This window comes from Belnapia rosea (assembly GCF_900101615.1).
GTDB classification, from domain to species: Bacteria; Pseudomonadota; Alphaproteobacteria; order Acetobacterales; family Acetobacteraceae; genus Belnapia; species Belnapia rosea.
In genome coordinates this window covers 408,804-434,655 of the sequence record NZ_FMZX01000002.1, presented here as the reverse complement: position 1 = coordinate 434,655, position 25,852 = coordinate 408,804, and the positions used below count along the sequence as shown (strand labels likewise).

At 72.8% G+C, this 25,852-nt stretch carries 26 protein-coding genes; 12 read left to right on the top strand and 14 right to left on the bottom strand.

What is annotated here, in order from left to right; all coding sequences use genetic code 11:
* Positions 1-177 precede the first annotated feature (177 nt).
* On the top strand, positions 178-741 hold the full coding sequence (locus tag BLR02_RS08220) for a polysaccharide biosynthesis/export family protein (RefSeq protein WP_090563372.1): 564 nt from the start codon (positions 178-180) through the stop codon (positions 739-741).
* 104 nt (positions 742-845) lie between these two features.
* Positions 846-1,685 (top strand): penicillin-insensitive murein endopeptidase, encoded by an 840-nt coding sequence (gene mepA / locus BLR02_RS08215; protein WP_090662283.1) that lies wholly within the window; start codon positions 846-848, stop codon positions 1,683-1,685.
* A gap of 6 nt (positions 1,686-1,691) precedes the next feature.
* On the opposite strand, the gene BLR02_RS08210 is transcribed toward mepA, so the two are convergent.
* Positions 1,692-2,252 (bottom strand): DUF882 domain-containing protein, encoded by a 561-nt coding sequence (locus tag BLR02_RS08210; RefSeq protein WP_090662281.1) that lies wholly within the window; start codon positions 2,250-2,252, stop codon positions 1,692-1,694.
* Positions 2,252-3,811, bottom strand: coding sequence for a L,D-transpeptidase family protein (locus BLR02_RS08205; protein WP_245704681.1), 1,560 nt, complete (start codon positions 3,809-3,811; stop codon positions 2,252-2,254). Before BLR02_RS08205 ends, BLR02_RS08210 begins: the two co-directional genes overlap by 1 nt.
* A 116-nt stretch (positions 3,812-3,927) precedes the next feature.
* Between BLR02_RS08205 and BLR02_RS08200 the strand changes: the two genes are divergently transcribed.
* Together BLR02_RS08200 and BLR02_RS08195 are read left to right on the top strand one after the other, a co-directional pair.
* On the top strand, positions 3,928-5,268 hold the full coding sequence (locus BLR02_RS08200) for an aspartate aminotransferase family protein (protein ID WP_090662280.1): 1,341 nt from the start codon (positions 3,928-3,930) through the stop codon (positions 5,266-5,268).
* A gap of 54 nt (positions 5,269-5,322) precedes the next feature.
* Positions 5,323-6,084 carry an SDR family NAD(P)-dependent oxidoreductase gene (locus BLR02_RS08195; RefSeq protein ID WP_245704680.1) on the top strand — a complete coding sequence of 254 codons (762 nt, stop codon included), beginning with the start codon at positions 5,323-5,325 and terminating at the stop codon, positions 6,082-6,084.
* Between the two features lie 124 nt (positions 6,085-6,208).
* Here the strand turns inward: BLR02_RS08195 and BLR02_RS08190 are convergent, their stop codons facing one another.
* Positions 6,209-7,435 (bottom strand): metal-dependent hydrolase family protein, encoded by a 1,227-nt coding sequence (locus tag BLR02_RS08190; protein ID WP_090662278.1) that lies wholly within the window; start codon positions 7,433-7,435, stop codon positions 6,209-6,211.
* A gap of 102 nt (positions 7,436-7,537) precedes the next feature.
* Between BLR02_RS08190 and BLR02_RS08185 the strand changes: the two genes are divergently transcribed.
* Positions 7,538-8,866: an LLM class flavin-dependent oxidoreductase gene (locus BLR02_RS08185; RefSeq protein WP_090662276.1), complete on the top strand. Its 1,329-nt coding sequence runs from the start codon at positions 7,538-7,540 to the stop codon at positions 8,864-8,866.
* Positions 8,867-8,966: 100 nt separating this feature from the next.
* Here BLR02_RS08185 and BLR02_RS08180 read toward each other — a convergent pair whose 3' ends face one another.
* Genes BLR02_RS08180 through BLR02_RS08165 form a run of 4 tightly spaced genes read right to left on the bottom strand, consistent with a single transcriptional unit; the run spans position 8,967 to position 13,526 of the window.
* A complete protein-coding gene (locus BLR02_RS08180) occupies positions 8,967-9,233 on the bottom strand; it encodes an acylphosphatase (RefSeq protein WP_090563362.1) in 267 nt (88 codons plus the stop codon).
* Entirely contained in the window at positions 9,230-9,940 is a 711-nt protein-coding gene (locus tag BLR02_RS08175) for an ATP12 family chaperone protein (RefSeq protein ID WP_090662274.1), read from the bottom strand. The genes BLR02_RS08180 and BLR02_RS08175 overlap by 4 nt, the downstream gene beginning before the upstream one ends.
* Before the next feature lie 12 nt (positions 9,941-9,952).
* Positions 9,953-12,511, bottom strand: a complete 2,559-nt coding sequence (locus BLR02_RS08170; protein WP_090662272.1) for an AsmA family protein — start codon at positions 12,509-12,511, stop codon at positions 9,953-9,955.
* Between the two features lie 25 nt (positions 12,512-12,536).
* Positions 12,537-13,526, bottom strand: coding sequence for an RluA family pseudouridine synthase (locus tag BLR02_RS08165; RefSeq protein WP_090662269.1), 990 nt, complete (start codon positions 13,524-13,526; stop codon positions 12,537-12,539).
* An 81-nt stretch (positions 13,527-13,607) separates the two neighbouring features.
* Between BLR02_RS08165 and BLR02_RS08160 the strand changes: the two genes are divergently transcribed.
* On the top strand, positions 13,608-14,063 hold the full coding sequence (locus BLR02_RS08160) for a septal ring lytic transglycosylase RlpA family protein (protein WP_090563354.1): 456 nt from the start codon (positions 13,608-13,610) through the stop codon (positions 14,061-14,063).
* Between the two features lie 16 nt (positions 14,064-14,079).
* Here the strand turns inward: BLR02_RS08160 and BLR02_RS08155 are convergent, their stop codons facing one another.
* Positions 14,080-15,462, bottom strand: a complete 1,383-nt coding sequence (locus tag BLR02_RS08155; protein ID WP_090662266.1) for a replication-associated recombination protein A — start codon at positions 15,460-15,462, stop codon at positions 14,080-14,082.
* A 55-nt stretch (positions 15,463-15,517) separates the two neighbouring features.
* On the bottom strand, positions 15,518-16,666 hold the full coding sequence (locus BLR02_RS08150) for an NADH:flavin oxidoreductase/NADH oxidase (protein ID WP_090662263.1): 1,149 nt from the start codon (positions 16,664-16,666) through the stop codon (positions 15,518-15,520).
* A 59-nt stretch (positions 16,667-16,725) separates the two neighbouring features.
* Between BLR02_RS08150 and BLR02_RS08145 the strand changes: the two genes are divergently transcribed.
* Both BLR02_RS08145 and BLR02_RS08140 read left to right on the top strand, forming a co-directional pair.
* Complete coding sequence (locus BLR02_RS08145) at positions 16,726-17,430, top strand: SDR family oxidoreductase (protein WP_090662470.1); 705 nt, start codon at positions 16,726-16,728, stop codon at positions 17,428-17,430.
* A 43-nt stretch (positions 17,431-17,473) separates the two neighbouring features.
* Entirely contained in the window at positions 17,474-18,163 is a 690-nt protein-coding gene (locus tag BLR02_RS08140) for an RraA family protein (protein ID WP_090662261.1), read from the top strand.
* Here the strand turns inward: BLR02_RS08140 and BLR02_RS08135 are convergent.
* Positions 18,147-19,355: a methyltransferase domain-containing protein gene (locus BLR02_RS08135; RefSeq protein WP_090662257.1), complete on the bottom strand. Its 1,209-nt coding sequence runs from the start codon at positions 19,353-19,355 to the stop codon at positions 18,147-18,149. The two genes, BLR02_RS08140 and BLR02_RS08135, sit on opposite strands and share 17 nt — an antisense overlap.
* A 164-nt stretch (positions 19,356-19,519) precedes the next feature.
* On the opposite strand from BLR02_RS08135, the gene BLR02_RS28525 reads away from it, so the two are divergent.
* Entirely contained in the window at positions 19,520-19,765 is a 246-nt protein-coding gene (locus BLR02_RS28525) for a hypothetical protein (protein ID WP_143018072.1), read from the top strand.
* A gap of 21 nt (positions 19,766-19,786) precedes the next feature.
* Here BLR02_RS28525 and BLR02_RS08130 read toward each other — a convergent pair whose 3' ends face one another.
* Both BLR02_RS08130 and BLR02_RS08125 read right to left on the bottom strand, forming a co-directional pair.
* Entirely contained in the window at positions 19,787-20,323 is a 537-nt protein-coding gene (locus BLR02_RS08130; protein WP_176849439.1) for an RNA polymerase sigma factor, read from the bottom strand.
* Positions 20,324-20,464: 141 nt separating this feature from the next.
* Positions 20,465-22,135, bottom strand: a complete 1,671-nt coding sequence (locus BLR02_RS08125; RefSeq protein ID WP_090563331.1) for a formate--tetrahydrofolate ligase — start codon at positions 22,133-22,135, stop codon at positions 20,465-20,467.
* Positions 22,136-22,222: 87 nt separating this feature from the next.
* Here BLR02_RS08125 and BLR02_RS08120 point away from each other — a divergent pair, with 87 nt between their 5' ends.
* Together BLR02_RS08120 and BLR02_RS08115 are read left to right on the top strand one after the other, a co-directional pair.
* Positions 22,223-22,429 (top strand): DUF1289 domain-containing protein, encoded by a 207-nt coding sequence (locus tag BLR02_RS08120; protein ID WP_090563637.1) that lies wholly within the window; start codon positions 22,223-22,225, stop codon positions 22,427-22,429.
* A 79-nt stretch (positions 22,430-22,508) separates the two neighbouring features.
* Positions 22,509-23,159, top strand: coding sequence for an OmpW/AlkL family protein (locus BLR02_RS08115; protein ID WP_090563329.1), 651 nt, complete (start codon positions 22,509-22,511; stop codon positions 23,157-23,159).
* A 49-nt stretch (positions 23,160-23,208) separates the two neighbouring features.
* Here the strand turns inward: BLR02_RS08115 and BLR02_RS08110 are convergent, their stop codons facing one another.
* Both BLR02_RS08110 and BLR02_RS08105 read right to left on the bottom strand, forming a co-directional pair.
* On the bottom strand, positions 23,209-24,324 hold the full coding sequence (locus BLR02_RS08110; protein WP_090563327.1) for a 2-aminoethylphosphonate--pyruvate transaminase: 1,116 nt from the start codon (positions 24,322-24,324) through the stop codon (positions 23,209-23,211).
* Positions 24,325-24,336: 12 nt separating this feature from the next.
* Positions 24,337-24,993 carry a DUF1194 domain-containing protein gene (locus tag BLR02_RS08105; RefSeq protein WP_090662468.1) on the bottom strand — a complete coding sequence of 219 codons (657 nt, stop codon included), beginning with the start codon at positions 24,991-24,993 and terminating at the stop codon, positions 24,337-24,339.
* Between the two features lie 80 nt (positions 24,994-25,073).
* On the opposite strand from BLR02_RS08105, the gene BLR02_RS08100 reads away from it, so the two are divergent.
* The gene (locus tag BLR02_RS08100) at positions 25,074-25,844 is read left to right on the top strand and encodes an endonuclease III domain-containing protein (RefSeq protein WP_090662254.1); all 771 of its coding nucleotides are present in this window, start codon (positions 25,074-25,076) and stop codon (positions 25,842-25,844) included.
* Positions 25,845-25,852 lie beyond the last annotated feature (8 nt).

The window sequence follows — 25,852 nt, the reverse complement described above, 5'->3', positions numbered from 1 at the left end:
AGCGAACAACGCTACGTAGCGCAAACATCAGCGTGATGAACCATTAACGCAAGGAAACGCGAATGTGCCGCGGGCGCGCGGTCTGGCAGAGACAGGGACGACGATCGCGGATCGTTGCCGCATGCCGGCCATGATCGCATGCGTCCCTGACCCGGTCCACGAAAGGAAAGCCAGACGATGCCATTTCGCCGCCTGTTCTGCCTGCTGGCGCTCGGCGCCCTCGCCGCCTGCTCCTCACCCGGCGCCAACCTGCCGCCTCTGCCAGAGACCTCCATGTCCTCCTACCGCATCGGGCCGGAGGACCAGCTGCGCGTCACCGTCTTCAACGACCCGCGGCTGACCGGCGATTTCCGGGTGGGCGACACCGGGACGATCGCGCTGCCGCTGATCGGCACCGTGCGCGCCTCGGGCCTCACCACGGCCGAGGTCGAGCGCGCGGTGGAGAGGGAGATGCGCGAGAAGAACCTGTTCCGCGACCCATCGGCCGCCGTGCAGGTGCTGACCTACCGGCCGGTCTTCGTGCTCGGCATGGTGGAGCGTGGCGGGCAGTTCCCGTACCAGCCGGGGATGACCGCGCTCACCGCCGTCGCGGTCGCCGGCGGCTTCAACTACCGCGCCATCCAGGATTACGTCTCCGTCACCCGCATCGGGCCGGATGGCAAGGCGATGGAGTACCGGGCGAAGCGGGACAGCCTGGTGCAGCCGGGCGACACCATCACCGTCTTCGAGCGCCGCTTCTGATCGGCGCCTGATGCGGCGCCCCGCGGCCTGGCTGCGGGGCGCCGTCGCCCGTCCCCAAGCGCCACCGCTTCGGGCATGATGCCCCGGAGCGGGGGTTATCGGGGATGCGGTGGGTTCTCGTGATGTGTGCCTTCGGGCTGCTGGCCGGCCTCGCGCCGGCGGCGGCCCAGCGGGTCGAGCAGCCTGCCGCCTGGGCTGCGGTGAAGGCGCCGCTGGCGGGGCCGCCCCGCATCATCGGCGGAACCGGCCTTGGCTGCATCGCCGGCGCCGTGCCGCTGGCGGCCGACGGGCCCGGCTGGCAGGCGGTGCGGGTCTCGCGCAACCGCCACTGGGGGCACCCGGCCCTGACCCGCTTCGTCGAGCGCCTCACCGCCGAGGCGGGCGCGCAGGGTTTCCCGGCGCTCTGGATCGGCGATATGGGCCAGCCGCGGGGCGGCCCCCTGCCCTATGGCCATGCCAGCCACCAATCCGGGCTTGATGTCGACATCTGGCTGGAATTGTCGCCGAAGCCGCCGCTGCCGCCGGCGGCGCGGGAGGATATCCAGGTGCCCTCCCTCGTCCTGCCGGATGAGAGCGGCATCGACCCACGGGTCTGGCGGCCGCGCCATGCGGCGCTGATCCGGCTGGCGGCCGGGCAGCCCGGGGTCGACCGGGTGCTGGTGAACCATGCCATCAAGCGGGAGCTCTGCCGGACCGAGGCCGGGGCGCCCTGGCTGCAGCGGGTGCGGCCCTGGCGCGGGCATGACAGCCACATGCATGTGCGGCTGCGCTGCCCCGCGGGCCAGCCGGACTGTCGCGAGCAGGCGCCGCCGCCACCGGGCGATGGCTGCGATGCCTCGCTCGCCTGGTGGCTCACCCCCGAGGCACGGCGCCCGGCACCGCGCCCGCCAGGGCCGGCGCCGCAGATGCCGGCGGCCTGCGCGACGGTACTGGAGGGACGCTGAGGCGCCCTACCAGCGGCGGGAGGGGCCGCAATCGAGGTGGACGAAGCCGTCGCGCCGGTAGAGGCCGACACCGCCCATCTGCATCTCGGCGGCGAGGCGGGCCATGCCCATGCTCTCCCGCCCGACCAGCCGGACATCGGCCGCCATGCCCGACATATGCAGGCTGGCACGGGAGACGCGGCGGGATTCGCGGGCGCGGGCGGCATTGGTCTCCGGCGCGCGGTAGCCGCTGACGACCTGGTAGCCCTCGGTCGCGTCCATCTGCCGGGCGACCGCGGCCAGCAGGTCGAAGAGGCGCGGGTCCATCGGCGTCACCTCCTCGAGGGAGGGGTCGCGGAACACCCAGTCGAGCTGCTGCAAGGCCTCGCGGTCGTAGCGGCCGTCGCGCCAATAGGCGCCCTCGAAGCTCTCGCCGGTCTGGATGCGCTGGATGGCGAGGCTGCGCGGCCCGCCGCCGAGGACCTGCGCCGGGGCGGGGGCGATGCCGGTGCAGGCGAGGCCGAGGCCGAGGGCGCCACGCAGCAGGTTGCGGCGGCCGAAGCCGTCGCAGCAGGGGCAGCCCTGCATCACCGTGCCCCGGCGGCGCTGGCGAGGCGGGTACGGCTGCTGTCCATGGCGCGGGCATAGGCCTCGTCGAGCCCGTAGATGTCGGGCCGGAGGCGTACCTGGTTCCCCTCCACCCGGGCCGTCGTGTAGTGCAGCCGCACCGGGATGCCATGCGGCAGGGCGACGCTGGTGGTCACCCGGCTGGCCAGCACGCGGTCGGCCCGCGCCCGGTCCCAGCCCGGCACGCCCTGCAGCACCACGTCCAGCAGCTCCATCGGCTTCTCGAGCCGGATGCAGCCGGAGGAGAAGGCGCGGTCCGGTCGGCGGAACAGGTGCCGGTCGGGCGTGTCGTGCATGTAGATGTCCTCGGTATTCGGCATGATGAATTTGATGCGGCCGAGGGCGTTGGTGTCGCCCGCATCCTGCCGGACAACGTAAGGAAAGCGTTGCGGGTTCACGCTGGACCAGTCGATGGTGGTGGGGTCGACCTCGACCCGTTGCCCGTCGACAGTGCTGTAGACGCGGAAGCCCTTCTCCATCATGGCGCGCGGGTCGCGGCGGAAGCGCGGCAGCAGGTCCTCCCGCGCGTTGCGCTCGGGCACGCCCCATGGCGGGTTGAACTGCACGGCGTTGAGGCGGACGCGCAGCATGGGCGTGGCGCGGGCCGGCTTGCCGACGATGACGGCCATCTCCAGCAGGGTGCGGCCGGACGTGGCCAGGGTGAGCTGCTGGAAGGGGATGTTCACCTCGATATGCCGCTCGGCCGGGGGTGGCGCGGCGGCGCGGCGCATGTCGAGGGCGACGCGGAGCTGGCGGACCATGGTCTCGGCGGGCCGGTTCAGCGCGGCGATGGTGAGGCGGCCGATGCGGCCATCAGGCTCCAGCCCCTCGGCCGCCTGGAAGCGGCGCACCGCGGCCACCAGCGGCTCGTCATAGGCCTCGCCGCTGCCGGGCGTGGCGGCCAGCACCGGATCGGTGAGGATGAGGCGGGCGCGGAGCGGCGGGACGCGGAGCGGATCCTCGGCACCGGGCTCCAGCGTGTCGGGCCCCGTGGCCGGGACCGGGGGGAAGCCGCCGGCGGCGACGCGGGCGCGGGCGGCGGCGAGCGCCCGCTTCAGCACCGCCGCCCCGGATGGCAGCAGCGCGGCCCGGTCGATGACCGTGGCCGGCTCCGGCGCCGCCTGCAGCTCGGTGAGCCAGGGGCCGAGCGGCACCGCGGCGGTGTCGCGGCGGAGATCGGCGCGGTTCGGCAACTCGGCGACGCGGCCATGCAGCAGGTCGGTCAGCACCGCGAGCGAGGCGCGCAGCAGGGCGGCCTGGAAGGCGGCGGGGTCCGTGGCGGCGAGGGCATCGGCCGGGATGGCGTAGGCGCGCGGGTCGAGCCCGTCCTCCTCCAGCCGCCGCAGCCGGTCGGCCAGGCGGAGCAGGGCCGGGTTGACCGAAAGCTGGGCCAGGCGGGCGGGAGCCTCGGCCGATGGGGCGATCGGTGGGGCCGCCTGGGACGTCCCTTGGGCCGTCGCCATGGCGGGGGCCACCAGCGGCAGGGCGCCGAGGCAGGCCAGGAGGATGTTTGAGCGCACGCTGGATGAATACACGCCGGCCCGGCGCGGCGCCAAGGCTTCCCGCGCCACCCGCGGTTGACGCTGGCGGCGCCCGGCGCGAGTCTCCCTCCCCAGCCCTGCCGGGAGAGGCCGCGATGAGCCCGCTTGACCAAGTCCCCCTGCGCAACAGTGACCTCGAGGCCGCGCTGGCCGAGGCGCATGCCGCCTATGCCGCCGGGCGGCCGCGGAGCGCCGAGATCCATGCCCGCGCCCGCCGGCTGATGCCGGGCGGCAACACGCGGAGCGTGCTGTTCTACACCCCCTTCCCCACCGCCATGGTCCGCGGCGAGGGCTGCCGCCTCTGGGACGCCGACGGGCGGGAGTATCTCGACCTGCTCGGCGAGTATACCGCCGGGCTCTTCGGCCATTCGGAGCGGCGCATCATCGATGCGGTGAAGGACGCGCTCGACCGCGGCATCAACCTCGCCTCGGTGGGCGAGGCGGAGCAGGAACTCGCCGGGCTGATCGTCGGGCGCTTCCCCTCGATCGAGATGGTGCGCTTCACCAATAGCGGGACCGAGGCGAACCTGATGGCGCTGGCCGCGGCGCGGGGCTTCACCGGGCGGGTGAAGACCATGGTCATGCGCGGCGGCTACCATGGCGGGGTGCTGACCTTTGCCAGCGAGCGGAACGCGGTGAACGTGCCGATCCCGCTCGCCTTCACCGACTACAACGACCCCGAGGCGGCGATGCGCGACATCCTGGCCGAGGGCGACCAGCTCGCCGCGGTGCTGGTGGAGCCGATGCTGGGCTCGGGCGGCTGCATCCCGGCCAGCGCGGCCTTCCTCGGCGCGCTGCGCGAGGCGACGCAGCGCACGGGCGCGGTGCTGATCTTCGACGAGGTGATGACCAGCCGGCACGGGCGCGGCGGGCTGCAGGAGCGGATGGGGGTGACGCCCGACATGACGACCCTCGGCAAGTACATGGCCGGCGGGATGAGCTTCGGCGCCTTCGGCGGGCGGGCCGGGATCATGGAGGTGTTCGACGGCCACCGGCCGGGCACGCTGCCCCATGCCGGCACCTTCAACAACAATGTCTGGTCCATGGCCGCGGGCTGCGTCGCCATGGGGGAGATCTTCGACGGGGAGACGGCCGAGGCGCTCTATGCCCGGGGCGAGGCGTTGCGCGAGGCGCTGAACGCCGTCTGCGCCCGGGCGGGGGTGCCGATGCAGTTCACCGGGCGTGGCTCCATGCTGACCGTGCATTTCCGCGCCGGCGCAATCGAGCGGCCCTATGCCGCCCGCCCGGCCGAGGACCGGCTGCGGGAGCTGTTCTTCTTCGACATGCTGGCGGCCGGGATCTACCTGGCGCGGCGCGGCATGGCGGCGCTCAGCCTGCCGGTGACGGAGGCGGACTGCGCCCGTTACGTCGCGGTGGTCGAGGAGTTCGTCGCGGCGCGGCAACCCCTGCTGGCCGAAGCCGCTGGCCCGGCGTAGCCTGCGACGCCCGAGCCAAGGAGCGAGTACCCCCCCATGCCGATGCCAGCCCCCGTGTCCCGCCGCCAGGCCAACCAGGCCCGGCGCGTGATGCTGCTGACCGGCGCCTCGCGCGGGATCGGCCATGCGACGGTGAAGGTCTTCTCCGCCGCCGGCTGGCGGGTCATCACCGTCTCGCGCCAGCCCTTCCCCGAGGAATGCCCCTGGGAGATGGGGCCGGAGGATCATATCCAGGCCGATCTCTCGGATGCGGCCGACACGGTGCGAGCCATCGAGGAGATCCGCGAGCGGCTGATCCCCGATGAGGGGCGGCTGGATGCGCTGGTGAACAATGCCGGCATCTCGCCGAAGGGGCCGGACGGGGCGCGGCTCGGCACCATGGATACGATGATCGATGACTGGAAATGGGTGTTCCAGGTGAATTTCTTCGCCTCGATCATGCTCGCCCGCGGGCTGGTGGAGGAGCTGAAGCGGACCAAGGGGGCGGTGGTGAACGTCACCTCCATCGCCGGCAGCAAGGTGCATCCCTTCGCGGGCGCCGCCTATGCGACGTCGAAGGCGGCGCTGATGTCGCTGACGCGGGAGATGGCGCATGATTTCGGGCCGCTCGGCATCCGGGTGAATGCGATCTCGCCGGGGGAGATCGACACCTCGATCCTCTCGCCGGGGACCGAGAAGATCGTCGAGGAGCAGATCCCGATGCGGCGCCTCGGCAAGCCGGCGGAGGTGGCGAAGGCGATCTACTTCCTCTGCTCCGATGCCTCCTCCTATGTGAACGGCGCCGAGATCCACATCAATGGCGGCCAGCACGTGTGATGTTCCCCACGACGCCGCTGTGCGGCGCCGCGGGGGCCCCGATGGCCGCTCAATGCCCAAAGCCTTGCACCGCCTTCCACGGCAAAGCCGCGGAAGGACGCCGGGCAGAGGCCGGTTCGGGTAGTCAGGCGTGCTTGATGACCTGCCCGCCCTTGAGGATGAGGGGCATGTGGCGGCCCTGGCCGGTCAGCAGCGAGAGGTCGCGCAGCGGGTCGCCCTCGACGGCGATGAGGTCGGCATGGGCGCCGGGGGCGATGCAGCCGATCTGGCCCTCCATCCGCAGCAGCCGCGCCGCGATGTGGGTGGCAGAGGCGATGACCGCCTGGGCCGGCAGCACGCGGCCGCGGATGACGAATTCGTCCGACTGGTGCCGGTGCATGGGGCCGAGCAGGTCCGTGCCATAGGCCATGGGCAGGCCAGCCTCATGCATGATGGCGATCGACTCCATGCCGGAGAGGCGGACGTCGTCGATCTTGCCGATGGATTCTGCGCCGATGCCGAGCGCCTCGCCCTCCTCGGCGAGCTTGTCGTAGGTGACGAGGGTCGGCACGGCGACGGCGCCGCGGGAGGCGGCGAAGCGGGCGGTCTCGGCGGTGATCAGGTTGCAATGCTCGAGCGAATGGACGCCGCATTCCACGGCGCGGCGGATGCCGGCATCGGTGTAGAGATGCGCCGAGACATAGGTGCCGGCATTCTCCGCCTCCTCGACGGCGGCGCCTATCTCCTCGCGTGAGAAGCCCATGAAGTGGATCGGGTCGGTCGGCGAGGCGACGCCGCCATTGGCCATGATCTTGATGAAGCGCGCGCCGGCCTTGATCTCCTCCCGCGCCGCGCGGCGAACGGCCGGCACGCCGTCGCAGAGCCGGCCGAGCGCGCCGAGCCGCGCCTCGAAGCGTGGGGCGGAGGCGTCGAAGGGGCCGCGGAAGTCGCAATGCCCGCCGCTCTGGCTGAGCGCCTTGCCCGCGATGACGAGGCGCGGGGCGAGGATCGTGCCCTCCTCGATCGCCACCACCTGGCCGTGGTCGGCGCCGCCCACGTCGCGCAGCGTGGTGAAGCCGCGCATCAGCATCTCGCCCATCAGCCGGATCGAGCGGGCCATGACCAGGCTGTCCGGCAGGGTGGCGCAGCGGGCGAGGCTCGCCTCCACCGCGACGACATGGACATGGGCGTCGATCAGGCCCGGCATCAGGACCTTGCCGGCGAGGTCGATGGTGGTGGCGCCCGCCGGGGCGCGGGCGCCGGGCGAGACCTCGCGGATGCGCCCCCCCTCGATGACGACGCCCTGGGGCTCGGTCGGCTCGGGCGCCGTGCCATCGACGATGCGGGCCTGGGCGAGGAAGAGGCTGGACATGGCTGATCCCTGTGGTGGCCGGCGCCAGACAAGGGCGGACGGGCGGAACACTCAAGCGGGATTTTTGCGCTAGGCTGGCGCCACGACGGAGAAGCCTTGCCCATGCCGACCATGGCCCTCGCCACCCTGGTCCACCCGACCGGATCGCACCCCGCCTCCTGGCTGCACCCTTCGACGGCGGCCGGGGGCTCGACCGACATCGCGCATTACCGGGCGCTGGCGCAGCTCGCCGAGCGGGGGATGTTCGACTTGTTCTTCATCGCCGACACGCCGGCGGCGCGCACGACGAATCTCGAGGCCTATGCGCGCTTCCCGCTGTTCATGAACGTGTTCGAGCCGCTGACGCTGCTCTCGGCGCTGGCGGGGGCGACGACGCATATCGGGCTCGGCGGCACGGCGAGCACCAGCTTCTCCGAGCCCTACAACATCGCCCGGCAATTCGCTTCGCTCGACCATATCAGCGGCGGGCGCGCGGCCTGGAACGTCGTCACCTCGGCCAATGACTTCGCCGCGCGGAATTTCGGCCTGGACCGGCTGCCGCCGCATGGCGACCGCTACGAGCGGGCCCGTGAGTTCGTCGATGTGGTGAGGAAGCTCTGGGATACGTGGGAGGACGGCGCCTTCCTGCGCGACCGCGAAAGCGGGTTGTTCTTCGACCCCGCGAAGCAGCACCCGGTGGCGCATGAGGGGGCGCATTTCCGCGTCCATGGCGCGCTCAACATCGAGCGCGCGCCGCAGGGGCAGCCGGTCATCATCCAGGCCGGCGCCTCCGATACGGGGCGGGAATTCGCCGCCGAGACGGCGGAGCTGGTCTTCTCCTCCGACAGCACGGTGGAATCCGGGCGGCGCTTCTATGCCGACCTCAAGGGTCGCATGGCGCGCCACGGCCGCCCGCCCGAGGCGCTGAAGGTGCTGGCCGGGCTGCCGGCCATCGTCGCCGACAGCGAGCAGGAGGCGGAGGACATGTACCAGACGCTGCAGGCGCTGATTCACCCCGATGTCGGGCGCATGCGGCTGGGGATGGATCTCGAGGCCGACCTCTCCGGCCTGCCGCTCGACGAGCCGATCCCGCCCGAGCGGATCCCGGCCTCCGCCAACCTGCACCGGGCCTATTTCGAGCACATCCTCGGCCTGATCCGCGAGGGGCTGACGCTGCGGCAGCTCTACATGCGCTACGAACGGGGCAACAGGACGATCCGCGGCACGCCGCGGCAGGTGGCGGACCATATGGAGGAGTGGTTCACCACCGGCGCGGCGGATGGCTTCATGCTGACCTTCAGCGTGCTGCCGGCGGGGATGGAGGCCTTCATCGCCAAGGTGGTGCCGGAGCTGCAGCGGCGCGGGCTGGTCAAGCGCGAATGGGCCGGGCGGACGCTGCGCGAGAATGTCGGGCTGCGGCGGCCGCCGAACCGGCATGTGGCGGGGGGCTAGAGCGCGTTCCGTTCGACCTGGCTCACGGAACGCGCTCTAGCCTCTTGTTCAGGCGAGCAAATTACCCCGATCGGATGATCCCGTCCCATCGGGGTATGCTCTAGCGCTGCTGGAAGCCCAGGTCCTCCGGCATGTCGGCGAAGCCCTCCTCGATATGGTCCACCCTGGCGGCGATGGGGCCGCGCCGGCAGGCGGTCAGCAGGGCCTGCACGGCGGGTTCCGGCCCGGCGACGACGGCCTCGACGCTGCCATCGGCGCGGTTGCGGACCCAGCCCGAGAGGCCGAGGCGGCGCGCCTCCCGCACCATCCAGGCGCGGTAGCCGACATTCTGGACGCGGCCCTCGATGCGGAGGTGCCGGGCATTCATGCCGGCCTCGCCAGGGCGAGCAGCCGGGCGACCACGGCGATGTCCTCGGCGATGCGGGCGCGGCGCTCGGCCGCCTCGGCATCGAGCCCCCAGAATTCCTCCTGGTAGGTCTCGTCGAGGATGGCGAGGCGATGCGCCTCCGCCGCCTCCAGCCGTCCCTCGACCACGGCCAGGCCGAGCACCAGGCTGCCGAGCGCTGGCACCAGCACGCCGAGCGCGGCGAGTTCCAGCGCGTTGCGGGTGGCGATGGCGGCGCGGAGGGCGGCCACCGCCGTGCCCTCCTGCGGGATCGGCATGATGCCCTCCGTCACCCGCAGCGGCGCGTCATGCTGCAGCGCGGCCCAGTCGAGCAGCGGCTGCCACTCCAGCGCCTGGCGGGCGGCGAGCTGCGGGTCCTCGGCGCGGTAGCAGAGCAGGTCGCTCTCGGCATAACGGGCGAGGCCCTCGACCATGGCGGAGGGGTCGGGGGCGATGCGCTCCTGCGCGGTGCCGACGAGGCGGGTGAGCGGCATGTCGTTCATGCTCATCTCGCCGCCCTTGGCGCCGCCGCCGGCCGCCGACCATTCGCCGGCGATGGCCTCGGCGAGCGGCGCACGGTCCACCACCAGCGGCGCCCCGCCGGGCAGGCGCACCGGCCTGCCATCCAGCACCACGCCGAAGCCGCCAGGCTGCTCGCTGGTGGCGGCGCTGTTCCAGAAACGCTTCATCCTGTTACCACCCTATCTCCCGAAGAGGCCACGCAACAGCTCCTGCGCTGCCCCTGGCAACGCCGGGGCCGGGGCCCGGGTTGGGGCGGGCGGCGGACTCGCCGCCTGGGCTGCGGCGGGGGCCGGTCCGGGCCGGCCGCCCCGGGCGATGGCGAGCTGGGATTCGCAATCGGGCAACTCACCGCCCCCGCCGCCGAAGGCCCCGGCCAGCGCCTGCAGGCTGCGGTCCGGGCTGTTCTGCAGGGAGAGGAAGGCGCCGAGCCCGCCCGCGATGGCCGCCTCGGGCGAGACGCCGATGCGCGGCGCGTGCAGCGTGCCGGCGACATTCACCGGCGCCCGCAACTCGATGCCGGCCAGGCGGAGATCGGGCATCAGGCGGAAGGCCAGCGCCTCCGTCTTCAGGTTCAGCCCGCCCTCCCCGCCCATGCGGCCGAGCGCGGTGTCGAGCAGCAGGGCGCGGGACTGGGCCATGCCGTCCTCGACCTGGAAGCGGAGGGCGGCGCAGCGCAGCGGGATCTCCCGCCCCCCGGCGCCCGCGGGCAGCATGCGGCGCAGCTCGGCGGGCAACCTCTCCACGACGCTGCCGGCGAGGCTGCCACGTACCAGGGCCAGGCCGAGATGGCCATGCGCGCTGCCGGCCACGGCACGGAGGTCACTGCCCTGGCCGCGCAGATCGGCATCGAGGCCGAGATGGCCGGTGACCTGGGGCGGGTTCTGGCCGAAGGCGGTGAGCAGCGGCGCGAGGTCGAGGCCCGGCGACTGCGCCGCGACCTGCACGGTGGGCGGCGTGGTGGTGAGGTCGGCGGCGGCGCGGAGCGCAACCGGCCCGCCCGGCAGGGTGGCGGAGAGCGGGTCGAGCCGTGCCCTGCCGTCCTGCATGACGAGATGCAGCTGCATGCCCTGCAGGGTCAGGCCATGGGCGACGAGGCTGGCAACCTGCCAGCGCAGGTCGGTATCGATGATGCGCAGCGCCTCGAGCGGCAGCGGCAGGTTGGGGATCACCCGGCGGTCCGGCGCCGGTGGCGGGGCGGCCGGGGCAGCCGCAGCGGCGGGGGGCGCGGCGGGCGGGCGCAGCGCGTCGAGGTCGATCCGGTTGGAGGCGAGGCTGCCGGTGAAGCCCTGGCGCTGGCCGATGACGTAGACGAGGTCGCCCGCCGCATCGCCCGCCGAGGAGGCGATGCGGACCCCGCGCAGGATGGCGCCGCCGGCGAAGCCGGGGGTGCGCTCGGCGAGATGCGTGTCGATGGCGAGGTCCCGGACCGGCGGCAGCGGCGCCCCCGCCAGCGGCGCGAGCGCGGCGAGGTCGGGCGCGCGGAGGCCAAGGGCGAGATCGACCCCGGCGAGGCGGCGCGGATCGGCGATGCTGCCCCGGGCGGTGCCGGTGGCGCCGGCGAGGGTCACGGTGAGGTCGAGCGGCCAGGGCTGCGGCGCGGCGCCGGGCATGAGCAGGGTGGGGGAGCCGAGCGTGCCGGCGAGGCGCAGGGGCAGGTCGTTCAGCCTGGCCTCGGCGGCCAGGGCCAGCGGCGCATCCTGCCGGGGCAGCGTGGCGGTGAGGCTGGCGAGGTGCAGGCCGGGCAGCACCGCATCCAGCACCGCGGCGCCGAGGCTGAGGCGGAGGTCGCTGACCGTGGCCTCGGTGAGGTTGGCGGTCAGCGCCAGGTCGCGCAGCGGCGGCAGCGGCGCATCGGGCAGCAGCGGGGCGAGCTTCTGCAGTTCCGGCACCTGGGCCTCGACCGCCAGCTGCACGCCGCGGAATTGCCGGGGCTGGGCGATGCCGCCGCTGGCGGCGAGGCGGGCGCCGGCAGCCTCCAGGCCGAGCCGGATGGGCCAGGGGGTGGTGGCGGCCGGGTCGAGCAGCCGGTCGAGCGGGCCGGTCTCGCCGGTGAGGGCGATGGGGACGCCGTTGAGGGCAACCCCGCCAGTGAGGCGCAGGGCGCCGCTCGCCGGGTCGGCGCGGGTCTCGATCCGGGCGATGTCGAGGCTGCGGGTGGCGCCGGTGCGGCCATCGCGCCAGGCCAGCCTGCCCTCGGTGAGGTCCACCCGGTCGACGGCGATGCCGAGGCGGCGCCCGGCCTCCTGCGCGGCGGTCGCTGGGGCCTCTGTCGCCGGGGCAGTCGCTGGCCCCTCGGGCGCCGTGGCGGGCTCGGCCGGACGGGCGGCGGGGGTGAAGGCCCAATTCGGCCGGCCCTCGGCATCGGTCTCGAGCAGGATGTCGGGCCCGACCAGCACCAGCCGCCGCACCTCCACCCGGCGGGAGAGCAGGGGCAGCAGGGCGAGCTCCACCTCCACCCGGCGGATGCTGGCCATCTGCGGCCGGCTGCCGCCGGGGGCATTGGCCAGGCTGACATCCTGCAGGGTGAGGGTCGGGGCCAGGGCCAGCTTCAGCCCGATGGGGCCGAGCTCCAGCTGGCGGCCGGTCGCGGCCTGCACCGCGGCCTGGATGCGGGGCTTCTGGCTGTTCGGGTCGAAGGCGAGCAGCAGGGCGAGGATGGCGGTCGCCGGCAGCAGCACCAGCACCGCCAGCGCGATCAAGGCCGGGCGGCGCCAGCGGCGGGGGGCGGGGTCTGGCATGGGGCTCTCCCGGCGGGGTTGGGCGTCAGCGCCGGGCGGCCGGCGCCAGTCGCCGCGGCTTGGGTGTTCTCGGGGCCTCGAAGCCGAAATAGGCGAAGGTTTCCTTCATATGGGGCGGCAGGGCCGCCGCCGCCTCCAGCATGCCGCCATCGGGATGCGGCAGCAGGAGGGCCCGGGCATGGAGATGGAGCTCGCCCGGCAACCCGTCCAGATGCGCGGCGCCGCCGCCATACTTGCCGTCGCCGAGGATCGGGGTGCCGAGCCCCTCGGCGCAATGGACGCGGAGCTGGTGGGTGCGGCCGGTGAGCGGCTTCAGCTCCAGCCAGGCGGCGCGGCCGCGGACGGCATCGAGGGTGCGGAAATCGGTGACGGCGCGGGCGCCCTCATCCGGATCCTCCACCGCCTGCATGCGCTCGCCGCGCGGGCCGTCGAGCTTGGCCAGCGGGATGTCGATGCGGCCATCCTCGAGCTGCGGCGGCGGGGTGACGATGGCCCAATAGGTCTTCTCGACGCCGCGGCCGCGGAACTCCTTGGCGAGGAAGGCGGCCGAGGCCGGGGTACGGGCCAGCAGCAGCAGGCCCGACGTGTCGCGGTCGAGGCGGTGGACGAGGCGGGGGCGTTCCTGCGAGCCGAAGCGCAGCGCATCGAGCATGCCATCGAGGTGCCGGGTGATGCCGGGGCCACCCTGGACCGGCAGGCCGTGCGGCTTGTCGAGGACGATGACGCTCTCGTCCCTGTGAAGGACGAGGCGTTGCAGCATCTCGGCATCCTCGGGTGAAACCGGGGGTTGATCGCGCTCCGGCGGCGGCCCGTCGGGCAGCGGCGGGATGCGGACCTCCTGGCCCGCGGCAAGGCGCGTATTGGCCTCGGCGCGGCGGCCATCGACGCGAATCTGGCCGGTGCGCAGCATTTTCTGCAGGGCGCCCTGGGTGAGCTGGGGGAAGTGGCGGCGAAACCAACGGTCGAGGCGGGTATCCGCCTCGGCCTCGGCCACGATCCGGGTCTGGATGGTCATGCGTTCCGTGTAGCCCAGCGTCGCTCGCGATGCGAACAGGGGTGGGTTGAACTTTCGGGCCGCCCAGGCGTAACGGAGGGCATGACACGGATAGCAGCGATGGTCGCAGGCGCGGCCCTCATGGTCCTGGGTGTCGGCACCCCGGATCATGTCCTCTCCGCTCAGGCCGCCGAAAAGGCACGAGCCCCTCATCACAACGCCCCGGCCCAGACACGGCAACAACGGGGTACGGCCAGCTACTACGCGCAGAAATTCAATGGCCGGCGGATGGCGAATGGCCGGCGCTTCGATACCCGTTCGAATTCGGCGGCGCACCGCACGCTGCCGCTCGGCACGACGGCACGCGTGACCAACCTGGAGAATGGCCGGACGGCCGAGGTGAAGGTCGAGGATCGCGGCCCCTATGCACGGAACCGGGTGATCGATGTGAGCCCGAAGACTGCCCAGGATCTCGGCATGCGCGAGCAGGGCACGGCGCCGGTCGTGGTGACGCCGGTGCAGGTGCCGGACCGCGACGAGCGCTTCGCGCAGCGGTAGTGTCCGAAGGCGGCGATCAGCCGCCCTTTTTCCTGGCCCGCAGCGCGGCCCAGCGCTCCAGCCTCTCACCGATCGCGGCCTCGGCTCCACGGTCGGTCGGGCGATAGAAGGCGCGGCGGGCCATCCCCTCCGGGAAGTAGTCCTGGCCGGAGAAGCCCTCCGCCTCGTCATGGTCATAGGCATAGCCGCGGCCATAGCCGAGGCTCTTCATCAGCTTCGTGGGCGCGTTGAGGATGTGCTGCGGCGGCATCAGGCTGCCGGTCTCACGTGCGGCGCGCTGCGCCTCGCCCCAGGCGACATAGGCGGCATTCGATTTCGGCGCGGTGCCGAGATGCAGCACGAGCTGGACAAGCGCCAGCTCGCCCTCGGGCGAGCCGAGGCGTTCATAGGTTTCCCAGGCGGCGATGGCGAGCGGCAGGGCACGCGGGTCGGCGAGGCCCACATCCTCGGCGGCGAAGCGGGTCAACCGGCGGGCGATGTAGCGCGGGTCCTCGCCGCCCTGGATCATGCGCGCGAACCAGTAGAGCGCCGCGTCCGGGTCCGAGCCGCGCAGCGACTTATGCAGCGCCGAGATGAGGTTGTAGTGCTCCTCCCGGTCCTTGTCGTAGAGGGCGGCGCGGCGGGCGAGCAGCTCGCCGAGGGCGGCGGCGTCGAGCGGCGGCTGGCCGGGCGGCAGGGCGAGAAGCTGCTCGGCGAGGTTCAGCAGGTAGCGCCCGTCGCCATCGGCCATGGCCTTGAGGCTGGCCCGCGCCGCCGGGTCGAGCGGCAGGGGGTGGCCGGCCTCGGCCTCGGCGCGGGTCAGCAGCAGGTCGAGCGCGGCCTCGTCGAGGCGCCTCAGAACCAGCACCTGGCAGCGCGAGAGCAGCGCGCCGTTGAGGGCGAAGCTTGGGTTCTCCGTCGTGGCGCCGACCAGCGTGACGGTGCCGTCCTCCACCACGGGCAGGAAGCCGTCCTGCTGGGCGCGGTTGAAGCGGTGGATCTCGTCGACGAAGAGCAGCGTCCCCTGCGACATCCTCCCGCGCGCCTCCGGCGCGACCCGCCGCCTCTGCCGCGCTTCGTCGAAGGCGCGCTTGAGGTCGGCGACGCCGGAGAATACGGCCGAGAGCTGGACGAAGACGAGGCCCGCGCGCTCGGCCAGCAGCCGGGCGATGGTCGTCTTGCCGACGCCGGGCGGGCCCCAGAGGATCAGCGAGGCGAGCGCGCCGCGGGCGAGCATGCCGGTCAGCGCGCCGGAGGGGCCGACGAGATGGTCCTGGCCGACCACCTCCTCCAGCTCGGCCGGACGCAGGCGGTCGGCCAGCGGGCGGGGGCCGGTGGGGGCCTCGGCGCGGGGCGGCGGCGGGGCGGCCTCGCCGAAGAGGTCGGCGGGCGGGGTGTCGGGGGATCGGCGGGGGGCCATGCGGGGAGTATAGGCCCGACGCGCGCGGGATGCGCGAGGGGCCGGCTGCTCCCCTCTATCGGTCCATGCCCTCGCGCCAGGTGCTCGGCACCAGCTCCTTCACCTGTCGGGCGCGCTTCTCCAGCCAGTAGGACTGCGCGGGCGGCACCAGGGCGAAGCGGGGGTCGACGCCGAGCTTCTGCGCGGCATCCATCGGCCAGTGCGGGTTGTAGAGCAGCTCCCGCGCGAGGGCGATGAGGTCGGCCTCGCCACGCTGGAGGATGCCCTCCGCCTGGTCGGCATGGACGATGAGGCCGACGGCCATGGTGGCGATCTCCGCCTCGCGCCGCAGCCGGGCGGCATAGGGCACCTGGTAACCATAGGTGATCGGGCCGGTGCCGACGACGGGCGCGCCGCGCATGCCGCCCGAGGAGCAATCCACCACATCGACGCCGAGCGGCCCGGCGAGCGCCGCGAGGCGGGCGGATTGCGCCACGTCCCAGCCCGCATCGTCCTCGACCGAGAGGCGGAGGAAGAGCGGCTTCTCCGCCGGCCAGACGGCGCGGACCGCCTCCACCACCTCGAGGCAGAAGCGCATGCGGCCCCCCTCGCTGCCGCCGTAGTCGTCGTTGCGGAGGTTGCTGAAGGGGGAGAGGAATTGGTGGATCAGGTAGCCATGCGCGCCATGGATCTCGAGCACCTCGACGCCGGCGGCATCGGCGCGGCGGGCGGCATCGGCCCAGCGCCCGACGAGGTCCTGCACCTCGGCGCGGGTCAGGGCGCGGGGCAGCGGGTCGCTCTCGGGGCTGGCCAGGGCGCTGGGGGCGACGAGCTCCCAGTCATCCTCGGCCGCCTCGAGCGGCAGGGGGCCGCCGCCCTCCCAGGGGCGGAAGCGCCGGGCCTTGCGGCCGGAATGGCCGAGCTGCAGGCCGGGCACGGCATCCTGCGCCTTGATGAAGGCGGTGCAGCGGGCGAGGCCGGGGATCTGCCCATCCTCCCAGAGGCCGAGATCGCCATGGGTGCCGCAGCCGCGCCGCTCCACCTTGGTGCTTTCCATGATGACGAGGCCGGCGCCGCCGGCGGCGTAGCGGCCGGCATTCATCAGGTGCCAGTCCGTCGCATAGCCCCGGTTGGCGGCATATTGATGCATCGGCGCGACCACGATGCGGTTCTTCAGCGTCACGCCGCGGATGGTCAGCGGGGTGAAGAGCAGCGGTGCGGCCATGGATCGGTCCTCCTTCGTCGTCTTGGCGACAGGATAGGGGCCGAAGCGGGAGGATGGCGATGGAGCAGGATCGGCGCGTGGCGCTGGTGACGGGTGGCGCCCGGGGCATCGGCCGGGCGGTCGCGGCCAGGCTGGAGCGGGATGGCTGGCAGGTGGTGGTCGCCGACCGGGAGCCGACCGAGGGCGTGCCGGGGCGCTTCGTGCGCGTGGATGTGGCGGATGAGGCAGCGGTCCAGGCGCTGGTCGAGGGCATCGCCGGGGCGGAGGGGCGGCTCGACGCGCTCATCTGCAATGCCGGCTTCATGATCCGCAAGCCGATCCGGGCACTGAGCCTCGCCGAATGGCATGCGGTGCTGGGGACGAACCTGACCAGCGCCTTCCTGCTGACCCGGGCGGCCGAGGGGATGCTGCGGACGGCGCGCGGCGCCATCGTCACCATCGCCTCGACCCGGGCGCACCAGTCGGAGGCGGATACGGAGAGCTACAGCGCCTCCAAGGGTGGCCTGCTCGCGCTGACCCATGCGCTGGCGGTCAGCCTCGGCCCCGATGTGCGGGTCAATTGCATCAGCCCCGGCTGGATCGACACCAAGGGGGAGGCACTCAGGCCGGAGGACCATGCCCAGCATCCGGCGGGGCGCGTCGGGCGGCCGGAGGATGTGGCGGCGATGGCTGCCTGGCTGGTGGGGCCGGAGAGCGGCTTCGTCACCGGGGCGGAATTCCTCACCGATGGCGGCATGACGCGGAAGATGATCTATGCGGAGTAGCGTGGCGGGGTGAAGCTGGCGGGGTGATCCGAGGAGGGACCCCATGCTCGACAACCCGCCACTGCTGACCATTCATCGCGGGCATCGGCGCGTCCCGGCCGATCTGCTGGAGCGGTTCCGCGGGGCGCAGACGTCGCATCTGGTGGATGCCATGGCGGGGCGCGGGGCGATGAGCTGGGCGATCAAGCCGCTCGACCCGGCCAATGCCACCTTCGTCGGCCCGGCGCTGACTGCCTTCGCCTATCCGGCCGATATCATCGGTGTCTATGGCGCGCTGTCCGAGGCGCAGCCGGGCGACGTGATCGTGGTGGCGAACGACGCCTATCTCGGCGCCGCGGCGATCGGCGACCTGGTCGCCGGCATGATGAAGAACAAGGGCGTCGCCGCCTTCGTCACCGAGGGCGCGGCGCGGGACAGGGCCGGCATCCTGGCGACAGGCCTGCCGGTCTTCGCCGCAGGCGTGGTGCCGACCTCGCCAGCGGCCAACGGGCCGGGCGTGGTGGGGGCGCCCGTCACCTGCGGCGGGCTCACGGTGCGCAGCGGCGACATCGTCGTCGGCGATGCGGACGGGGTGGTGGTGGTGCCCATCGAGCAGGCCGAGGCGGTGCTCGCAGGGCTCGAGGCGGTGCGGGCGGTGGAGGCGCGGGCCATCGCCGCGGTCGAGGGCGGGGCCACCGACAACGAGCGGATCCGCCGCGTCGTCGCCGAGGCGCGGATCATCGAGGCCGGCTGAGCAGGAACAGGGCGCCCCCGACCGGGGCGCCGCGCTCCTGCCGCAGCACGGCGGCGCGCTGCGCGACGGGGGCGAGCCCGGCCGCCGCGGCGAGCATGGCGACATGCGCCGGGTCGTGGCGGTAGCGCATGGCCTCGGCCAGGGCGAAGGGCGCCCCCTCCCCCGCCTCGACCGAGAAGGCGGCGAGGCCGCCCGGCGCGAGGGCGGCGGCGATGGCGGCCAGCGCCGGGGCGAGGTCGCCGAGATAGTTCAGCACATCGGCGGCGGCGATGAGGCCGAAAGTGGCGGGGCGGCCCGGCAGCCAGTCCAGCAGGTCGGCCTCGTGCAGCGCGTCGTAGAGGCCGCGCCGCCGGGCCTCGGCCAGCATGCGGGGCGAGAGGTCGAGCCCTTCGAGCCGGCGGGCGAAGGGGGCGAGGGCCGCGCCGGACAGGCCGGTGCCGCAGCCAAGATCGAGCACGCGGAGCGCGCGGCGCGGCGCCACCCCCTGCTCCTCCAGCAAGGCGGCGAGCAGGGCCGGGGTGCGGTAGGCGAGGCGGCCGGTGAGCTCGGCCTCGAAGCGGGGCGCGAACTGGTCGAAGAGGTCGCGCACATAGGCGGCCGGCGCCCGTGGCGGGGGCGCGGCGCGGCCGAGTGCGGCGAGGAGGAAGCGCGCCTGCTCGGCCAGTGCGGGCGGCGCGGCGGGGGCGGCGAGCGCGGCCTCGGCAGCCGTGGCAGCACCCTCCGCATCGCCCGCCTCCCGCCGGGCATGGGCCAGGGCGAGCAGCGGCTCCGGCGCATCCGGCTGCAGACGGGCCGCGGCCTCGAGCGGCGGGAGGGCCGCATGCGGGTCTCCCATGGCGCAGAGGGCCTGGCCGAGATTCCGCAGCGTCACCGCATCCTCCGGCCGGCGGGCGAGCGCGGCGCGCAGCGTGGCAACGGCCTCCGGCAGGCGCCCGGCCTCGGCCAGGGCGGCGCCGCGATTGGCGAGGAAGGCCGGCACCTCCGGCTGGGCTGCCAGGGCGCGCTCGGTGTGGCGGAGGGCGCCCGCCACATCCCCCCGTTGCCGGGCCAGCACGCCGAGCAGGTTGTGCGCATTGGGGTCCTGTGGCTGGCGCCTCAGCACCTGGCGGTAGAATTGCTCGGCACCGGAAAGGTCGCCAGCGGCGTGGCGGGCGGCGCCGGCCTGGAGCAGGGAGGCGGGGTCATGGGGCATCCCCGCATCCTGCGAGGCAGCGTCCAGGGGGGCAATGTCGCAGCAATGCCACGCCCCGGAGCGGAAGTTCGCTCTTCACGTTTGAGTGCTTGCGAACACGCAACCTCGCCCATAGGTTGCGAAAGACGGGGGCGATCGGCCTCTGACCCAACCGCGGTTCCCCCATGCCGAGCAAGCTGCCCCCCGCCGACGGCCGCAAGACGGAACCTACCGCGGCTCCCGATCTTCCATTATCGATGCAGAGCGGTACGATCGCCACACGTCGCCACCCGGTCCCGGCAGCGCGGCTCGAGGATGCTGCCCTGGATGCGTTGCTGCGCCGGGAACTGAGCAGGGCGCATGACTGGATCCTGACGGCCCCGGTGCCGGCCCGTCTGCTGCGTGCGCTGCGCGGCGATACCGAAAGCTGAGCCTGACGCCCCGGGGGTACGTCAGCCTTCCTCCTCAGCCTGGGGGGGACCAGAATTGGGACTGCCGATCTCCTCCCGCAGCGCTTCCCGCGCCCGGGACAGGCGGGAGCGCAACGTGCCCGGCGGGACATTCAGGATGCGTGCCGCCTCGGCATAGTCGAGCCCCTCCACCACGACGAGCCAGAGCGCCTCGCGGTGGATGCGGGCCAGCTTGCGGAAGGCGGTGGCGACGTCGCGCATCGCCTGGCGTTCCTCCTGCCCACCGGAGACCGGCGCGTCGGGCAGGATCTCCGCCTCCATGATCGGGCTGCGCGAGGCGCGGCGCAGCGCGGCCGCGCGGGCATGCCGCAGGATGGTGAAAAGCCAGGCCCGCAGGTTGGTCCCGGGTTCGAACTGGGCGCGGGCCGAGATGGCGCGCAGCAGCGTCTCCTGCACCAGGTCGTCGGCAATGTCGCTGCTCCGCGCAAGCACGCGGGCGAAGCGGCGCAGGCGAGGAATCTCGGCGGCAATCGCTACTGCGAACGCCTCCGCCTCGGATGCACTATCCTCCTCCTGCATGCGGTCCCCGCCGTTCCCTTCGCAGTGTCTGCCTGTCGAATGGCGCGGACACTAACCGAAGCCTGGACCGGGGTGGGAACGGGCTGAGACACCCTTGCGTGTATCCCCGCCACCTTCGCCGCACGCTTGCGTCAGGCGGGCTCAGAAGAGCCCGTCGATCGCGCCCGTGGCATCGAGACCGATGGATTCCGCGGCGGGACGACGCGGCAGACCAGGCATCGTCATGATCTCGCCGCAGATCGCGACGACGAATCCCGCGCCGGCCGAGAGGCGCACGTCGCGCACGGGCAGCACATGGCCGACCGGAGCGCCGAGCGCGGTGGGATCCGCGCTGAAGCTGTACTGCGTCTTGGCGACGCAGACAGGAACATGCGCGAATCCCATCTCCTCGAAGCGGCGCAGCTTGGCGGCGACGGCGCCGGGGATCTGCACATCGGCAGCACGGTAGATCTCGGTGGCGATGCGGCGAAGCTTGGCCTCGAGTTGCAACCCTGCCGTGTAGAGTGGCGCGAAACGCGTCGTGCCCGTCTCCATTCGCCGCAGCACGGCCTGCGCCAGCTCGGCCGCACCCGCAGCGCCATCGGCCCAATGCGTGCAGAGAACCGCCTCGGTGCCGAGGGCGGACATCGCCTCCTGCACGGCGGCGATCTCGGCGCCCGTGTCGGTTGTAAAAGCGTTCAAGGCCACAACCACGCCAAGCCCGAATTTCTGCATGTTCTCGACGTGACGGGCCAGGTTCACGACACCGCGCTTCAATGCCGCGACATCCTCGCGGCCCAGATCGGCCTTGGCGACGCCGCCATGCATCTTGAGCGCACGCACCGTCGCGACCACCACGCAGGCCTCGGGCGCTAGGCCGGCCGAGGGGCATTTGATGTCGAGGAATTTCTCGGCGCCGAGATCGGCGCCGAACCCCGCTTCCGTCACCACCACATCGGCCAGCGACAGGCCGAGCCGCGTCGCCGCCACGCTGTTGCAGCCATGCGCGATATTGGCGAAGGGGCCGCCATGCACGAGGGCCGGCGAGCCTTCCAGCGTCTGCACGAGATTGGGCGCGAAGGCATCGCGCAGCAGCGCGGCCATGGCGCCGTCCGCCTTGAGGTCGCGCGCCGTCACCGGCTGGCCCTCGCGCGTGCTGCCGACGATGATGCGGCCGAGCCGCGCCTGCAGGTCCTCGAGATCGGTGGCGAGGCAGAAGATCGCCATGACCTCGGACGCAACGGTGATGTCGAAGGCATCCTCGCGCGGGAAGCCGTTGGCGACGCCGCCGAGCGAGCCGACGATGCCGCGCAGCGCGCGGTCGTTCATGTCCACCGCGCGGCGCCAGGTGATGCGGCGCGCATCGAGGCCGAGCGCGTTGCCCCAGTAGATGTGGTTGTCGATCATCGCGGCCAGCAGGTTGTTGGCCGAGGTGATGGCGTGGAAGTCGCCGGTGAAGTGGAGGTTGATCTCCTCCATCGGCGCGACCTGAGCATGGCCACCGCCCGTGGCGCCGCCCTTCACCCCGAAGCAGGGGCCGAGCGAGGGCTCGCGCAGGCAGATCATCGTGCGGGTGCCGAGGGCGTTCAGCGCGTCGCCGAGGCCGATGGTGGTGGTGGTCTTGCCCTCGCCGGCCGGGGTCGGGCTGATGCCGGTGACGAGGACGAGGCGCCCCTTGGGCCGGGCCGACTGGGTGCGGAGGAAGGCGAGGTCGATCTTCGCCTTGTGCCGGCCATAGGGGATCAGGGCCTCCTCCGGGATGCCGGCACGGGCGGCGATGGCCCCGATCGGCTGCAGCGTCGCGGCACGCGCGATCTCGAGGTCACTGGCCATGCGCGTTCATTCTCCCGGTTGCAGGATCGCGATTATCGCTCCGCTGCCGCTCCTGCAAGCCGGAGCGTGACGGCCCATATGGCGGGGATGGCGAGCCCCTGCATCGATATCTGCAAATATGACGAGGAGACCGGCTGGTGCCTCGGCTGCGGCATGACCCGCAAGGACAAGAAGCACTGGAAGAAGGAGAAGGAGCGGCGGCCGGATATCAGGTCCGCCCTGCCCGACCGGATGGTGGCGCTGGCCGCTGCGGGGCACCGCATCGGAAAGGATGCGAAGCGCAAGAAAGCTTGATCGCGCGCAAAGCGCGTTCGTTTCGGCGCGCTTAGGGTCCGGCCAGCGGCATGGGCCGCCTGGAACGGATGCGAGTGCGATGACGAGGATCGGGCGTGGGCTGGCGGCTGTGATGGCGCTGGCGGCAATGGCGGGTGTGGCGCAGGCCGAGGATGGCGTGCGCGGCAAGCAGGCGGGCGACATCGTGGTGGGGCTCGGCGCCATCGGCGTGCTGCCGGGCAATGGCGGCCATGTCGATGGCATCGGCGGCAAGCCGCGGGCGAGCGACAGTGCGAGCCCGCAGCTCGACCTCACCTATTTCATGGTGCCGCATGTCTCGCTGAACCTGATCGCGGCCAGCACGCAGCATGATGTGAGCGTGCGCGGCTCGGCGCTCGGCAACCTCAATCTCGGCCATGTCTGGGTGCTGCCGCCGACCCTGACCCTGCAGATCCATCCCTTCCCGCAGTCGCGGATCAGCCCCTATGTCGGCGCGGGCATCAATGTAAGCTTCTTCTATGGCGAGGGTGGCAGCCGCACGGCGCCGGTGCGGCGCGTCGTGGTCGACACCGCGCCGGGCTTCGCCTTCAATGCCGGCATCGACTACGAGATCTCGCCGCACTGGCTGGCGAATGTCGATGTGAAGAAGCTGATCCTGCGGCCGGAGGCGAGCGTGAATTCCGGGCTCGTGCATGCCCGCGTCAACCTCGACCCCTGGATCGTCGGCGCCTCGGTCCGCTATCGGTTCTAGGCCGCGCAGGCACTGCCGGGGAAGTCCCGGCAGCGCCCAGGCCGGTGCGTCAGGCGGCCTCGCGCCGGCTGACGCCGAGATCGTCGAGCGCGCCGCCGATCGCGGCGACCGCGCCGCGCATCTGCTCCGGCGTGATGGCGCCGACGCAGCCGATGCGGAAGGTCGGCACCTTCGTGTTGTAGAAGTTGCTGATCAGCACGCCGCGCGCCTTCAGCGCATCGACGAAGGGCTGCAGCGCGAAGCGCGGGTCGGCCGGCTGGTGCACGGTGACGATCACCGGGCCCTGGTGCCGCGGCTCGAGATAGGGCGTGAGGCCGAGGCCGCGGACGCCGTCATACAGGATGCGCGCATTCTCGCGGTAGCGGGCGAGACGGGCCGGCTGGCCGCCTTCCGCCGCATAGAGGTCGAGCGCGACGCCGAAGGCGGCGAGCGCCTGCACCGGGGGCGTGAAGCGGAAGCTGCCCCAGCCGGCGCGCACCGCATGCTCGTAGACATCCAGCAGGTCGAAGGACCAGGAGCCGGCATTGCCCGCCGCCGCCGTCACGCTGTCGATTCGCGCCACGGCGAAGCCGATGCCGGGCAGGCCCTCGAGGCATTTGCCGGAGGTGAAGAGAACGACATCGATCTCCGGATGGGCCGAGAGGTCGACCGGCAGGGCGCCGAAGGCGGAGACGCTGTCGAGGATCAGCCGGCGGCCGCGGGCGCGGACCACGGGGCCGATCACCTCCGGGTCGTTCACCATGCCGCTGCCCGTCTCATGATGGACGACCGCGACATGGGTGATGGCCGGGTCGGCCGCCAGCGCCGCGTCGATCTCCTCGCCCGTCACCGGGCGGGTGTCGGGGCCGGGCAGCGCAACGACCTGACGGCCGCATTCGGTGGCCAGCCGCACGGCGCGGTCGGCATAGGCGCCGTTCTGCGGGATCAGCAGCTTGCCGCCGGCCGGGATGAAGGTGCGGATCGCGGCTTCCATGATGAAATGGCCGCAGCCCTGGAGCGGCAGGGTGGCATGCACCCCCTCCTGCCCGCCGGCGATGGCGCGGACCCGATCGCGGATCGAGGCATAGGTGGGGCGGAAGTCATTGTCCCAGGGGGCGATGTCCTGGGCCAAGGCGGCGCGGGTCTCGGGACGGGTCTGCACCGGGCCGGGGATGAGCAACAACATGAACTGGCACTTTCAAACCATGGGGCAACCCACGGTGAGGAATAGCCTATCCTCACCCGCGAGGAGAAGGCCGCCGATCTCGCGCCGCAGCTTTTCCCGCATCGCCGCGGCGAAGGCAGGGTAGTCCGGGCAGGCCATGGCGAAGCTGCCGGGGCCGCCGATGACCTCGGCTGCATAATGCTCCAGCAGGTCCGGCTCCTCGTTCAGCACGGCGAGGCCGTTGATGGTGATGCCGGCGGCCATGGCGATGTCGCGCACCGGCCCCGGCTCCCGCCCCCGGTTGCTGCGGCCGTCGCCCGAGACGTCGAGGGCGAGGCGGGTGGCCTCGGCCGGACAGCGGGCGAGCAGGGCGAGGCCGGCGGCCATCCCCTCCCCCAGCGCCGTGGCGCCGGGCATGGGCAGGCGCGGCGCGAGTTCCAGCGTCTCGGCCAGGAGGGCGGCGGCGGCGGGGCCGTCGATGCGTATCCAGGGCACCGCCAGCTCCGCCCCGACCGACCAGAAGAGGGCGGCGACGGCGACAGCGCCACGCGGGCCGGCCGCGCAGGCGGCGGCGATGTCGGGCGTGCGGAAGGCCTCGGCGAGGCCGCCGGCCATCAGGCCGAATTCGTCGTAGTCGACGCTCGCCGAGACATCGATGGCGAGGCAGAGGGCGAGGTCCACGGGCTCCATCGGTGTGGACATAGCGCGGGGTGGAACGGCAAGGGAGTGCCGCGTCGCGAACCCGGCGGCATGGCGGCCGTTGAGGCGGGATGGCCCGTTCCCTCCTGCCCGATCCCGCCAAATCCGCCCTGGCGCTCGAGGCGCATCGGCTGCTTTGCGCGGAGTATGGCTGCCCCATCGGCTATTTCCATGCGCTCGACCCGCTCTCGGAACTGGTCTCCTCCCTGCTCTCGCACCGGACCAAGAACCGCGACAGCCACCGCGCCTTCGAATCGCTGCGGCGGACCTTCCCGGACTGGGAGGCGGTGCGGGATGCGCCGGTGGCCGAGGTGGAGGCGGCGATCGCCGGGGTGACCTGGCCGGAGGCGAAGGCGCCGGCGCTGCAACGGACGCTCCGGGCCATCACGGAGCAGCGGGGCGGGCTCGACCTCTCGCATCTGCACGGCATGACGGAGGCCGGGGCGGCGGCCTGGCTCTCCGCCCTGCCCGGCGTCGGGCCGAAGACGGCGGCGGCGGTGCTCTCCTTCAGCACCCTGCGGGGGCGGGCGCTGCCGGTGGACAGCCATCATCACCGCGTCGCGGCGCGGCTCGGGCTGATCCCGGCCTCGCTGGCGGTCGGGCCGGCGCATGCGGTGCTGGCGGCGCAGCTGCCGGCCGAATGGGATGCGCAGCAGCTCTACGACAACCATCAGGTCATGATGCGGCACGGGCAGCGCTGCTGTTTCTTCCGCAACCCGGCCTGCGGGCGCTGCGTGATGCGCGACCATTGCCCGGAGGGTCAGGCGCGGCTGGCGCGGGGTGCTTCCGCCTCCACGGACCCTTTCGGCCCCTCCCTGGCCCTGCCGCCCAACCCGGCCTAGTCTCCCCC

Bases quoted from the DNA above. Each gene is read 5' to 3' on its own strand.
- BLR02_RS28525 (WP_143018072.1), top strand. From the start codon at position 19,520: ATGCCGAGCAAGCTGCCCCCCGCCGACGGCCGCAAGACGGAACCTACC.
- mepA (WP_090662283.1), top strand. From the start codon at position 846: ATGCGGTGGGTTCTCGTGATGTGTGCCTTCGGGCTGCTGGCCGGCCTC.
- BLR02_RS08175 (WP_090662274.1), bottom strand. From the start codon at position 9,940: ATGAAGCGTTTCTGGAACAGCGCCGCCACCAGCGAGCAGCCTGGCGGC.
- BLR02_RS08165 (WP_090662269.1), bottom strand. From the start codon at position 13,526: ATGACCATCCAGACCCGGATCGTGGCCGAGGCCGAGGCGGATACCCGC.
- BLR02_RS08125 (WP_090563331.1), bottom strand. From the start codon at position 22,135: ATGGCCAGTGACCTCGAGATCGCGCGTGCCGCGACGCTGCAGCCGATC.
- BLR02_RS08150 (WP_090662263.1), bottom strand. From the start codon at position 16,666: ATGGCCGCACCGCTGCTCTTCACCCCGCTGACCATCCGCGGCGTGACG.
- BLR02_RS08180 (WP_090563362.1), bottom strand. From the start codon at position 9,233: ATGAATGCCCGGCACCTCCGCATCGAGGGCCGCGTCCAGAATGTCGGC.
- BLR02_RS08220 (WP_090563372.1), top strand. From the start codon at position 178: ATGCCATTTCGCCGCCTGTTCTGCCTGCTGGCGCTCGGCGCCCTCGCC.
- BLR02_RS08135 (WP_090662257.1), bottom strand. From the start codon at position 19,355: ATGCCCCATGACCCCGCCTCCCTGCTCCAGGCCGGCGCCGCCCGCCAC.
- BLR02_RS08140 (WP_090662261.1), top strand. From the start codon at position 17,474: ATGCTCGACAACCCGCCACTGCTGACCATTCATCGCGGGCATCGGCGC.
- BLR02_RS08110 (WP_090563327.1), bottom strand. From the start codon at position 24,324: ATGTTGTTGCTCATCCCCGGCCCGGTGCAGACCCGTCCCGAGACCCGC.
- BLR02_RS08105 (WP_090662468.1), bottom strand. From the start codon at position 24,993: ATGGAGCCCGTGGACCTCGCCCTCTGCCTCGCCATCGATGTCTCGGCG.
- BLR02_RS08120 (WP_090563637.1), top strand. From the start codon at position 22,223: ATGGCGAGCCCCTGCATCGATATCTGCAAATATGACGAGGAGACCGGC.
- BLR02_RS08100 (WP_090662254.1), top strand. From the start codon at position 25,074: ATGGCCCGTTCCCTCCTGCCCGATCCCGCCAAATCCGCCCTGGCGCTC.
- BLR02_RS08130 (WP_176849439.1), bottom strand. From the start codon at position 20,323: ATGCAGGAGGAGGATAGTGCATCCGAGGCGGAGGCGTTCGCAGTAGCG.
- BLR02_RS08210 (WP_090662281.1), bottom strand. From the start codon at position 2,252: ATGCAGGGCTGCCCCTGCTGCGACGGCTTCGGCCGCCGCAACCTGCTG.
- BLR02_RS08155 (WP_090662266.1), bottom strand. From the start codon at position 15,462: ATGGCCCCCCGCCGATCCCCCGACACCCCGCCCGCCGACCTCTTCGGC.
- BLR02_RS08190 (WP_090662278.1), bottom strand. From the start codon at position 7,435: ATGTCCAGCCTCTTCCTCGCCCAGGCCCGCATCGTCGATGGCACGGCG.
- BLR02_RS08170 (WP_090662272.1), bottom strand. From the start codon at position 12,511: ATGCCAGACCCCGCCCCCCGCCGCTGGCGCCGCCCGGCCTTGATCGCG.
- BLR02_RS08160 (WP_090563354.1), top strand. From the start codon at position 13,608: ATGACACGGATAGCAGCGATGGTCGCAGGCGCGGCCCTCATGGTCCTG.
- BLR02_RS08115 (WP_090563329.1), top strand. From the start codon at position 22,509: ATGACGAGGATCGGGCGTGGGCTGGCGGCTGTGATGGCGCTGGCGGCA.
- BLR02_RS08145 (WP_090662470.1), top strand. From the start codon at position 16,726: ATGGAGCAGGATCGGCGCGTGGCGCTGGTGACGGGTGGCGCCCGGGGC.
- BLR02_RS08200 (WP_090662280.1), top strand. From the start codon at position 3,928: ATGAGCCCGCTTGACCAAGTCCCCCTGCGCAACAGTGACCTCGAGGCC.
- BLR02_RS08185 (WP_090662276.1), top strand. From the start codon at position 7,538: ATGCCGACCATGGCCCTCGCCACCCTGGTCCACCCGACCGGATCGCAC.